An 11,270-nucleotide genomic window follows, 5' to 3' on the forward strand; every position below is an offset into this window, starting at 1 on the left:
TATACATCTGACTAGCCACAGTATCCAGGGGATGGGGGGAGGCGTTCGACAGTCCGCCGTTCTTGACGGAGGGCAGGGGATAGATACCATCAATGCCGCTACTGATGGCAGAAGAATTGTATGCTCTTATTAATAATGCAACATTACATGAAATTATATTATTTCCTGAATCCACTTAGCAATAATCAACAATGTCTACGCAATATATACTGTGTTTTTATTCAGTACGATATAATGAAGTCAGATAAAATTTTCACCTGCTATAACGGAAGGATGGAATAAACAGGAAGGTTATTAAAGAGCGCGGTATGAAAGTGTTACCAGCACCTCCACACCGCTAACCACAGACAACTAAACGGGAGTTGAATATGGCTGAGCAGAATTTTAAGCCAGAAAGTGCTATTGCCAAAATAGAATCTGATGAATCAGAAACTAGTAGCGAAAATTGCGAGCTGCTACGTAAAAAATCAGTTAAGCACTCGCAGAATAAATCCACAATGGAGTCGCCACAGCCGCTTAACCGCACGGAATTTTACGACCGTATGCTGCATGACTATATTCCGCTCCAGGGTGACTGGCTTTCGCAGGCCGGATTTACGCCGGGTATGCCGATAAAAATCAGAGTGATGCCAGATTGCATTGTGATCACCGCCCAGAACAGCCGGGAGCTGTTCGGTTGTGCCGAAGGGTTAAGCGCGGCTCATTTCAGCAAGAAGAAAATGGACTTGTGGATCAAGACGTTCCCCGGTGCGCTTAACGATACCGGTGATCTGCCGGTCATCCGGCGGGAGAAGCCCCGCTATGATTGCCTGAAGCGAAGCCATGATTGACCCTTAAAGAAAAATCCCGGCTCAGTGGCCGGGATTTTATCATTCAAGACTGATAAATGATTTCGTATTCATTCCCTAGTTCTTCACGAAGACGTTGGGCTAATTTATAGCCATCGTCAATAAACAACTTTTCTTCTTCCTTATTTTTAAAACCCGATGATGCAGGATCATCGATATTGAGAATGGCATCATATCGCTTAGCCCACTCCTCAAGACTACTTTTTAATCCTGAAGATATTGGCAATTTTTCAGGCGATATATCACCAAGTTCTTCAGGAGTTACCCCCCACAATGGATGACACTGATAATCAGCCATTAATTTTATTTTTTTCATTTTACTGAACCTCGTAAATTGGCTCCCACGATATACCCATTATTTCCTACGGTGACTATAGCCATCGGTGGCGGCCAGCTGAGCATTATATCGTTCCTCCTTGCTGGCGCCTTTCTCCGGCTCGTTCACGCCTCGGGCCGACAGCTCGGCCTTGCCAGCGTTGATGGCGCTAATCTGTCCCTCGGTGCGCGCAATATCCGCCACCTGGTTGCCAATTTCGCCAATCAGCTGGGTCTGCTGCAGGCGCTGCTGCTCTTTCTCTTTATCGAAGATCGGCGACAGGGTCTGGTTGGCGTGCTCCACGTCGCGGCTGAGGTTCGCCACGTCCTGCTGTTGCCTGTCCTTATCCCGTACGATGATGTCACCCTCACTGATTGCCGCGTGGGTGGTGGTGCTGTCATGTCCTTCGTTGTTCCCGCCGGTCAGCAGGCCGTTGGCCATGTTGCCGGCGAACTGGCTGCCGATGCTGCCGCCGCTGCTGAAGCCGACGCTCTGGTGTTCGGTTTTAAAATCGGCCCGGTTGTCGATATCGCCCCAGCCCAGTGTGCCGGTGTCGAGGCGGTTGTTATCTGCGGTGGCAGTGCTGCCACTCACTGCGCCATTCAGCTGGGTATGTTCACCCACGGTGATGTCATACCCGCCTTTGCCGGCAAAGATGCCGGTCTGCTCCACCACCGAATCGTAGTTGCTGTGCATCTTGTCCTTGCTGAGGTTGACGCTGGCGGAGCCGGACATCGAGCCAAAGGTGAAGCTGCCCCCGGCGCTGGCGTTCTGCTGTTTTGAGTCGTAGCGGTCGCTGTCCTGTTCGGAGGTGAGGGTGAGGTTGCGACCCACGTCCATCACCACTTTATCCCCGCTGACCTGGGCGCCGGTGAGGGTGGTGTCGCGCCCGCTGTTGAGGGTGAGCCGGTTACCGGCATCGACGGTAGTTTCGCTGTGGGTGGTGCCGTTGCCGCTTTCGCTGCCTTTGCCCTTGTTGGCGCTGGCGGAGACGCTGATCCCCCAGCCGCCGGAGCCCACACCAATCCCGACGCCGACCGTGCCGCCGTGGCTGTCGTTTTTGCCTTCCAGCAGCAAAGTGTTTTCAGCAGAGACCAGGTTGATTGCGATTAAAAAACGACCTCAGCTCCTTCAGTTTTTTATTGTAAAAGAAACATAGATATTATCACCTCTTAATTTTCCTAGGTGTTCTCTAGCATAATCGCAACTTTCGCCGGAAGTAGTTAAATTACAATGCCAGTCCGCATAAAAATTACGCATCTCATTGTTTTCATATTGATAAACATCTCCTCCCAGTACTGTCCAGTTAGCCTCTGTGAACAAATCCAGGATCTCATTTGCGGCAGACATTGGTAGTGCTGCATCATTAAGCCCATTATCTAAAAGGCTTTTTCCACAGCGTGCATACAACTCTAATATTTTATTAATCATTATGTTAACCATTTATTTTTTGGGAACAAAAAGCCGATGATTGATAGTGCCATTTGGTTCGCGAATATATTCAAATATACCTTCTCTCCCGCGATAACTACCAGATATTTCTAACTTCAGACGCTCCACACCATCACCTCCTGTAATTATCGATATCATTCCTTGATGGGCATGACCATCTACTGATTCCGGGAATGAATGAAAGTCTCCAGAAGAGGCTTACTGTTTGACTTTATCTGTGTATGTCGTGCCCTTAAAGAAATTACCAGCACTGATAGAGGTATTTTTGTTGGATGATTCAGAGATGTAGCTAGTACCAGTGCTTTCAACTGGCCTAGGGTTGATAAATATTCCGTCATTTTTTCCCTGGCTGAGTTTCAGGAGATATAGTAATAATTGAGCTATTACTATCAGACTGATCCGGCGTGATAAGCGACGTTCCCTTATTCTCATCCTGAATCGGGTTAACCAGTTTTCCACCGGTCAGGTCATCGTGCACCGGCAGAGTTTCAGTTCTGCTTCCTGAGCTGTCAGCATGCTGTTGACTCTGTGCCGCAACCACAGCCATTAGAACGCACACATCATTCGCCAGACAACTTGCGCTCAGTCCTTCTTTCACTTTCTTCGTCAGCGCAAGAGCGGCCTGATCGTTCGCCGTCCCTTTACCAGCTTCTGCCATAGCGGCTGCATTCAGTGTTTCCTGCGCCATCATCTGCTGGAGCATACCGATGCTGGCCATATTATTACTGATTTCGTTCTGTCCTGCCTGTGCTCCGGCCATTGCACCGGCTGAACTGTCACTCGCCAGACCACCAGCCAGACCTGCCGCCAGCGTGCCCAGCGTCTGTTTCTGATCTTCGCTTAACTGGTTGACCGGTATATCACCATACAGGGTTATCTTGATGGCTTCACCCATCAGCGCGATGGTGGCTGCTCCCGCAGCTCCTGCCGCCGCGGAATTACCCTGAACGGCGGCTATCACGCCCGCCACCGCTGCATGAGCCATGATGCGGCTGGCTTCATCCGGCGCGGTCTGCTTAATGACTTCCGCAATATATGGTGCTGCGCCTCCGGCAATGGCCTTCGCTATATCGCCCCCGGACAGTCCCTGAATGGCAGCTGTTGCAGCCTGTAACCCCTGCTGGACCGCACTGCCGGTACCGTATTTTGCCATTTCCGCTTTATAGACATCGCTGTTACGCAGCGCGTCGGTATACGCGGTGCGCTCTTTCTCCGTCGCATTTTCCTTCAGTGGGCCGAGTGCCGCTTTCGCTTTTTCCAGTCCGTTTATTTCCCCCTGTGTCCGCGCAATATCCGCCACCTGGTTGCCTCTGCTGCAGGCGCTGCTGCTCCTTCTCTTTATCGAAGATTAGTGACAGGGTCTGGTTGGCGTGCTCCACGTCGCGGCTGAGGTTCGCCACGTCCTGCTGTTGCCTGTCCTTATCCCGTACGATGATGTCGCCATCGCTGACCGCCGCACGCGTGGTGCTGCTGTCATGTCCTTCGTTGTTCCCGCCGGTCAGCAGGCCGTTGGCCATGTTGCCGGCGAACTGGCTGCCGATGCTGCCGCCGCTGCTGAAGCCGACGCTCTGGTGTTCGGTTTTAAAATCGGCGCGGTTGTCGATATCGCCCCAGCCCAGCGTGCCGGTGTCGAGGCGGTTCTTGTCCGCCGTCGCCGTCGAGTCAATCACCGCGCCATCCAGCTGGGTATGCTCGCTCACGGTGATGTCATACCCGCCTTTGCCGGCAAAGATGCCGGTCTGCTCCACCTTGCGGATCAGTCGCTGCTCGTAGTAGCCGTCTCCCAGCCGTTTCGCTGTAGTTGGTGAACGCTGATAAACGACATATCGTTGAGTGACAGCAGACAAGGCTACCGCTCACCCTGATCCGCAGATCTGTCCCACAGGGAGTTTAACGAAAAATGACCTCTTAATTCTGTAGTATTTTTATTATTTATTAATGTGTTAGTTAGGTTTTCATGTAATAAGAGAAGGGCGGAGGTGCTGTCGGACGGGAAGGGAGTTAAGACTGATAAAGTTGATGAACTGAACAGAGACGAATCTGATGGTCTGCTCTGTGCCATAAGCGGACAAAGCTGACATCATCATGTACCAATTAACGCGGCGTCAGCCAGCTAGTTCGTGATGGTAGTGAGTTGTCAAAAGTTGTAGCCCCCTACCAGCGCCATCGGAGATTCTTGAGTGTACCCGCCCTAAGTTAAAGATGCTTCGAACAGTTGCCAAAATACTGAGATCGAGTTTAATAAGGGATGATATCTCAGCACACAGTATACAGGGACAGAAAATGCAGCATTTGAATGATTTACCCAAAAGAGATAGAAACCATCGGATTGAAAGACTTGCAATATCAGCTTTTGAAAATTTCCTTAGAGATTCAAATGATTTTTTTATTCAAAGTCAGGATATAAATGATTACGGCGTAGATTATCAACTCGAAATAACTATAGATGGTCAGGCAACTAACATTAGATTATTTGTTCAACTAAAAGGTACCGAGCAAAATTTAAATAGTGATGGTTCGATTAGCATATCAGTTAATAGAGCAAACTTGAATTATCTATTAATGCATCCCTATTCATTTTATGTATGTTTTCATGCTCCAAGTAATAGTCTAAAAATAAAATTTGCTGAAAGCGTAGTTCGAAACTACGAACAGTCTGAAAAGCAATGGATTGAGCAAGAGACACTTACTATTAAATTTACTGAGGGTATTTCCGATTCTCGCTTGCATGAAATTGCAGAGGTGGCTAGATTTAATGCCATAAATAACCGCAACGCTAGAATTGATGTGATAACAAAGCATGTTTCAAATGTTAGCGAAATAATTAATAAAGCTATACCGAAGATACATATACCAGAAGATAAAAAAATAGTTCATGAATTGCTTAATTCATTATATGAAAATAATCATGATGATGTGATAAGTGATAATTTTGATGAATTTTTAGCTATTTTGGGGTCTGACCACCCGGCGATGATAATTCCATATATGTCGGAAATAAATAAAGCTATGGACAGAGTTAATGGGAATGAAGAAAGGGTTTTGAATGGTATACAGTATCTCAGAGATAGGTTGGAAGAGGGTAAAATAACCAAGGGAAGTTTATACTATTCAATAGGTAATGGATTTGCGGCTCTTGACATGGATAGAGAAGCTATTCAAGAGTACAAGACTGCTCTTGAACATATAATAGAGGCAGAGAAATTAGTTGCGCAATGCTACAAAAATATGGGTAGTAGTTACTCAAAGCTTGGGAATGAACATGAAGCATATGAATGCTATAAAAAGGCACTTGAGTTAGAACCAAACTTAAGTGAGGCTAACTTAGCTGTGGGCGTAATTCATAATCGCAGGGGGGAGTATGAATTGGCGTTAGAATATTTAGATAGGGTACTTTTCCCAGGGAATCATCCGCATAAACTCATCTATGCTGAAAAATGGAGAATAAATACTCTTTTCAATTTGGGTGATTATCGTTCAGCATATAGAGAGATTAATAATCTATTAACTCGAAATGATAATAAAGATGGCTTATGGAAATGGTGCTTAATGCTAGTTGCAACGTTCTGCCGAACTTCGACTGCTTCCGCCAAGCTAAGCTTGCCTTTTTGGACGCGTTTTTTAGAAATGTATCAGAATCACCCTGATGCATCTAGAGAAATTCTTTTGGTGAAAAATTACTTAAGAGCAAATGATAATTTAACAAAGTATTCGTACCAAGATTTTAAGAGAGAATTTGAACTACGAATAAGTAATGTTAACAATGAAGATAGTGCTTTCCTGTGGGATCGTATAGGTCATTGGGCACAGGATGAAGACGAGTGGGAAGATGCAGAGATGCATTTCCGTAAAGCTTATGAAATTGCTGGGGGAGAATATGGATATTGTCTCGGAGTTGCTCTGAATCATCTAGGTCGCTTCAATGAAAGCTTGCCTATTCTGGTTGAACAAGCTGAAAAAATCCAACCGGATGATTTTAGCTGGTTCCAAGTAGCTGTAGCCTACGAATTTCAAGGATATATTCAAGAGGCAATCGATTCTTATGAAAAATGCTTATCAATAAATGAGAAAAACGAATTGGCATTGTTCAATCTTGGAGGCCTTTACTGGAATTCGCGAAATTATGATGAGGCAAGTCGTGTTTGGAAACTAGCAGTAGAGTATTATCCAGAACATGAGCTTTCGCATAAACTTCGAAAAGATATTCCATTCATTTTGAATTGATCTTATTAATAAGCGACGAGCTAAATGCAGTAATTAGTATAAAAAACATGAGCATAGGTTAAAGGCTCGTTGCTACAGAATAGAACGGAAATTTTAGTTTTGAATCTAAATTTCGCACTGTTGTGGTGTCACTTGATTAGGAATTTATTTTCAGGACAGAATATAGTCAAAAAAATATGAGTGTACTTTTGGTGGTGTCTAGCAAAGTGAATTAAATGTAACAAATTTAAAATCAATTAGTTATGATATTGTGACTTACTCCTATTATCGTCCGCTTTTTGCTCATATTGGACCTGAGGACCAGTTGGTTGGTCCCCTCCGTGCCAAAAGTAGACTTTAACCTTTACAATTTTACACCATGTAAAAACAGATTATTTCTTCGTTGCTCTCCTTCACTACTAACTACATTAAAAAATCCTCTGCTAACATCATCAGAAACATCAATAATGTGTTTTAATGCAGAAAGTGTCTTAATTTGCATGCTAGTTAAGTTTGCCTTATCAAGCACTAATTGATCATCATTTACATCTTTTAAGTAAGAAAAATACTTACCCAAAAAACCTGCGATAACATCAGACAATTGAACAGCTTCTGAGTTGTGGGATTTAACAAATTCATGATTCTTAATTGGTATACCATTTTCAGTTAACGGGAAATCTTTAATTTCATCCTGAATGTTTTTCTCTTCATCAAATATGTGAATGGAATTTTTAAATAGATATAAGTTTCTTAAATAAAATACCATAAAGCTACCGATCAGTTCTCGACCATGAAATCCAGATATGAACGGTAGTTTTTCGATTCTCAGAGATTCTTTAACCAAATTTTCGAGTATATTTGCTCTAAAATCCGACAACATAGAACTGTGCATGCTTGTAAAATCAATTAGCCATAGACAAAATCCATGAACTTTTTCTTCTGGAATATCTGGGTAGTTAAATTCATGCAGAGTATTCAGGAAAACATCAGAATTGCTATTGGCAAGCTCATAAAAATCACTCTTAAGTACCATGTGATTCATTCGATAAAACGGATGATGTAACTCACCAATAATAGAATCAATTATGTCAATAACGGACCAGTATGTAATATTAAGATTAAAATAATGGATATAGAATTTGTTTTCGATGAGCCAGTTTAGAATAATTAAAAGCTTATCAGACTTAAGCATATCCAAAAACCCCCCCTTTGCAATATGCTTGAGTTTTAACTCATGGGCACTTTTTTGAATATTAAGCATTTGAAATAGATTTGAAAAATCACTACCGCTGCTTAACCCTTCGTGTAATATCCCAGCAAGAATGAAATTATCAGTCTTGTTAACATTAAAGCCAGAACCTTTTAAATATAGCTTTCTGATATTATTAGTTTCATCATAATAAAACGTATAGACTTTATCAGTATTTTGAAGACTATTACGCTGGATGATAATCTCTCTAAGTTCTTTGACATCCATTTCCCACCCCTTAAGCAATTTTCAAAAGAAGGTCAACCTCAGTAATCATCATATAAACCATCTAATTCAAGAGTCGTTTATGAATTATTTATTGAGCATTCTAAAACCTTCTGCAGAGAATATAAAAAGGATTTCTTTAGTTAATTCTGCGTTTATTTCTGGTATTATATTTTGAAGTGACTTTCCCTCCATCATTTTTTTATAAAGCTTCTCATTTATTTGTATTGCATGTGTAACAAGAAGGTTTTCAGTTGCACCAATAACGCCGAAAAAAGGATAGTCCCCATCAGATGCAGTTACTTTTACAGCATTTATACCTTTGCAAGTACTCATATTTAACAGTAAGGTATTATTACTAAGAGCATTCACTTCTTCAAGATGCTCGGCAAGATCTTCCCATGCTACAATTTCACTTCCAACTTTAATTCCATCTTCGCATCCATGCCCAACGAATTGCAAAAAGTATTTCGTTCCTTCTTTTGTCCAGTCCCGCATTTGATTAAAAGAAGATATTAATTCGTCTCTATTATTTGGGAAGGCCAATGCAACAGGTAGTGACTCATTATCGAGCGTCTGTTTCAATTTCTCCGTTATTTTATATTTATTTCTATCAGCCTCAGGTAAAAAATCCAGAATAAAAACAGAATCATAGTCAGCATCTAATTCGGGGGTAACATACTGATATTTATTTTCTGACATACCACACACCTGTAATTATTTATTTTAATCTTGACTAGTTTAAACTCAATCAACCACTCCAGTACCTCATATATTTTCACTGATTTCAAACAAAATCTACACTTGATCACGAGCACAACGTCTGCTGTTCGCTCATAGCTGCCCTTTAGTGTTGCAGTTCACTTCGCTGCCTGAACCATCTGACTCACCACGGTGTCCAGGGGATGGGAGGTGGTGTTCGACTGCCTGCCGTTCTTGCGGAGGGCAGGGGATACATACCATCAATGCCACTACTGCTGGCAGAAAAACAGTGTGCCTTTATGAATAATCTTGCGTCTCCCCCGGCCAGACCGCTTGTCAGCGCACTTATCGAAGACACTGTTTGCTTTTGTATTTTGCTGAGTTTGCTGGAATCATCCGGGCCATCGATGGCTTTAGCGATGACGGACGTTCCGATAGCTGCTGTGGCGACATCCGCAGTGGCGGCTACTGTACTTTTCCCTTGTAATTCTGCCACAATACCGGCATGAGAGAGTGAGCTATTACGAGACTGGTTTCATCCGATAAATGCCCGCTGGCCGCGGGGCTACGGATTTGATAAAAGTTTTCAGCAAAATTTGAATGTCAGGCGATAACTGAGTGGTATACCGAAATAAATTCCCAGCCTTAATGACTGGGATTCATGAAAAATTTAACGATAGTAAAAATACCAAAAAATAAACCCGGCAGGTATCCCCATCCAGGTAAGTTTGAAGCATACAAGAAAATCATCTACTGAGAATGGAAAATTATCATTCATATCCCAAACTAACCAGGCACCTAATAAACGCCCAAACATTGTCAAAATGAACAATGCCAGGCTCATCGAACAGCATAAACATAAAAGGTTAAGTAATGATTTAGTACTATTTTTTATCACTTGTTTCCACCATCGTTCAATTTATCCTGAACCATACCAGATACAGCAGAATCACCAATATTACCTACTATTGATGGTAGCGGATGTTGTGGTGTTGGTTTCGTTATTGTCCAGACACCTGTTGGAACCCATTCGTACTGCTTTGATATTGGATTTAGTTTTTTATCAAACGGTACTTTGATTACGTTGCCCGCAGCATAACCGGCGGAAGCGCCGGCTTTACTCAATAATGCCGCCATAAACGGATTGTCACCGCTAATTTCAGCTTGATAATAACCACCTGCTGCGTTCCATGCCATCGTTGGGTTATACCCTTTACCCGCTGTAATCCCCCCAACGATGACTGATCCAATCACGTCAGACAGTTTTACTTCACCTGTTGTACCATATTGAATACCAGCCCCCAATCCAGCACCCACACCTACTGCAATAAGTTGCTCTTTGGTGTTATTTACGGCATTAGTTATAATCGCCTTCCCGCCCATTACAGCTACTGGCCAGGAAGTTGGGGTCATTATCACATCCATTACCCGGTCACCAGTCGTTATATTATCTTTCAGGAATTTAAGATCTGTGCCGTTGAGATATTTCATTATCGCAGCCGCATCGGGATCTTTCAGTTTCTCACTCAGCCTTATCTGATGCTTATTAGCGTCAAGGGCAACGTTGGTATCAGCGTGGATCAGTTCTTCCCATGTTACGCAAGCAACACCACCGCCAGTACAGGCTTCAACCAGTTCCTTACTGTTTTTATTACTGATATCGATGTATTTCTCAACGACTTTATTGCAGTCACCGCCGGAGGCCTTGCAGTTCTGCATTTCTTTATCAAGCTGGCGAGACTCTTTCTCGCTCAGATAATTATTCTCCACCGTCGTCTTCCCGGCCTGTGCGCCGAAACCAGAGGTGCTGCTGCCACCAGCCAGCCCCGCCGCCAGCGTTGCCAGTGTCAAGACGTTAACTGGCAGGCGTATAAAGTAAAATCCCGCCGGTAAAGGGCGGGATTCATCCTCTTATCTATTATTTTTTTTATTATTTCGATATAAGATCCAGCTCACTAAGCTACATAGCAGAGAGCAATACACAGCTATTTTTAATGCTCTAACAATATCAACATAAGAGAATAAAAAATCACCACCGATCCAATAAAATGCAAATACTTTGATGGAGAAAAATATTACTAATGCCATGATAAATATAGCGAAAAACCATATCAGTACCGTCATTAAAAAACGCTGAAGGAGGGATTGATACTTCATTTTTTCTTCTCTTGTTGGTTTTTTATCTGATCTTGAATTATAGCTCCTGATTCTTCGTAACCAATTGAAGAGCCTATATTTCCAGCAATTCCAGACGTTGGGTTTAGTGGTAGAGGCT

The 11,270-nt window shown here is 43.3% G+C and carries 8 protein-coding genes and 2 pseudogenes; 2 read left to right on the forward strand and 8 right to left on the reverse strand.

From position 1 onward, the window contains the following. Positions 1-368 precede the first annotated feature (368 nt). Positions 369-830: a SymE family type I addiction module toxin gene (locus BV390_RS18180; RefSeq protein ID WP_085397183.1), complete on the forward strand. Its 462-nt coding sequence runs from the start codon at positions 369-371 to the stop codon at positions 828-830. Between the two features lie 43 nt (positions 831-873). On the opposite strand, the gene BV390_RS18185 is transcribed toward BV390_RS18180, so the two are convergent. The 4 genes and pseudogenes from BV390_RS18185 to BV390_RS32110 all read right to left on the reverse strand — a co-directional run. Continuing rightward, entirely contained in the window at positions 874-1,164 is a 291-nt protein-coding gene (locus BV390_RS18185; protein ID WP_085397184.1) for a hypothetical protein, read from the reverse strand. A gap of 72 nt (positions 1,165-1,236) precedes the next feature. Further along, positions 1,237-2,268: pseudogene (locus BV390_RS18190) on the reverse strand (hemagglutinin repeat-containing protein); the annotation flags it as partial. 27 nt (positions 2,269-2,295) lie between these two features. After that, positions 2,296-2,595, reverse strand: coding sequence for an Imm40 family immunity protein (imm40, locus tag BV390_RS18195; protein ID WP_072009521.1), 300 nt, complete (start codon positions 2,593-2,595; stop codon positions 2,296-2,298). Positions 2,596-3,325: 730 nt separating this feature from the next. Next, positions 3,326-4,361 (reverse strand): annotated as a pseudogene (locus BV390_RS32110) (VENN motif pre-toxin domain-containing protein); the annotation flags it as partial. 538 nt (positions 4,362-4,899) lie between these two features. Here BV390_RS32110 and BV390_RS18210 point away from each other — a divergent pair. Continuing rightward, positions 4,900-6,840: a tetratricopeptide repeat protein gene (locus BV390_RS18210; RefSeq protein WP_085397187.1), complete on the forward strand. Its 1,941-nt coding sequence runs from the start codon at positions 4,900-4,902 to the stop codon at positions 6,838-6,840. A gap of 343 nt (positions 6,841-7,183) precedes the next feature. Here BV390_RS18210 and BV390_RS18215 read toward each other — a convergent pair whose 3' ends face one another. The 4 genes from BV390_RS18215 to BV390_RS31530 all read right to left on the reverse strand — a co-directional run bounded on the left by BV390_RS18215 (position 7,184) and on the right by BV390_RS31530 (position 10,846). Further along, positions 7,184-8,296: a DUF3800 domain-containing protein gene (locus BV390_RS18215; protein WP_085397188.1), complete on the reverse strand. Its 1,113-nt coding sequence runs from the start codon at positions 8,294-8,296 to the stop codon at positions 7,184-7,186. A gap of 84 nt (positions 8,297-8,380) precedes the next feature. Further along, positions 8,381-8,995, reverse strand: coding sequence for a hypothetical protein (locus tag BV390_RS18220; protein ID WP_085397189.1), 615 nt, complete (start codon positions 8,993-8,995; stop codon positions 8,381-8,383). A gap of 184 nt (positions 8,996-9,179) precedes the next feature. Then, the gene (locus BV390_RS32115; RefSeq protein ID WP_158491158.1) at positions 9,180-9,491 is read right to left on the reverse strand and encodes a VENN motif pre-toxin domain-containing protein; all 312 of its coding nucleotides are present in this window, start codon (positions 9,489-9,491) and stop codon (positions 9,180-9,182) included. Between the two features lie 398 nt (positions 9,492-9,889). Further along, the gene (locus BV390_RS31530) at positions 9,890-10,846 is read right to left on the reverse strand and encodes a VENN motif pre-toxin domain-containing protein (protein ID WP_080724327.1); all 957 of its coding nucleotides are present in this window, start codon (positions 10,844-10,846) and stop codon (positions 9,890-9,892) included. Positions 10,847-11,270: the final 424 nt, after the last annotated feature.

This window comes from Klebsiella sp. YJ, from assembly GCF_002108615.1.
GTDB lineage: Bacteria > Pseudomonadota > Gammaproteobacteria > Enterobacterales > Enterobacteriaceae > Klebsiella > Klebsiella planticola.

Coding starts and splice junctions, on each gene's coding strand:
- BV390_RS18180 (WP_085397183.1), top strand. CDS start 369: ATGGCTGAGCAGAATTTTAAGCCAGAAAGTGCTATTGCCAAAATAGAA.
- BV390_RS18185 (WP_085397184.1), bottom strand. CDS start 1,164: ATGAAAAAAATAAAATTAATGGCTGATTATCAGTGTCATCCATTGTGG.
- imm40 (WP_072009521.1), bottom strand. CDS start 2,595: ATGATTAATAAAATATTAGAGTTGTATGCACGCTGTGGAAAAAGCCTT.
- BV390_RS18210 (WP_085397187.1), top strand. CDS start 4,900: ATGCAGCATTTGAATGATTTACCCAAAAGAGATAGAAACCATCGGATT.
- BV390_RS18215 (WP_085397188.1), bottom strand. CDS start 8,296: ATGGATGTCAAAGAACTTAGAGAGATTATCATCCAGCGTAATAGTCTT.
- BV390_RS18220 (WP_085397189.1), bottom strand. CDS start 8,995: ATGTCAGAAAATAAATATCAGTATGTTACCCCCGAATTAGATGCTGAC.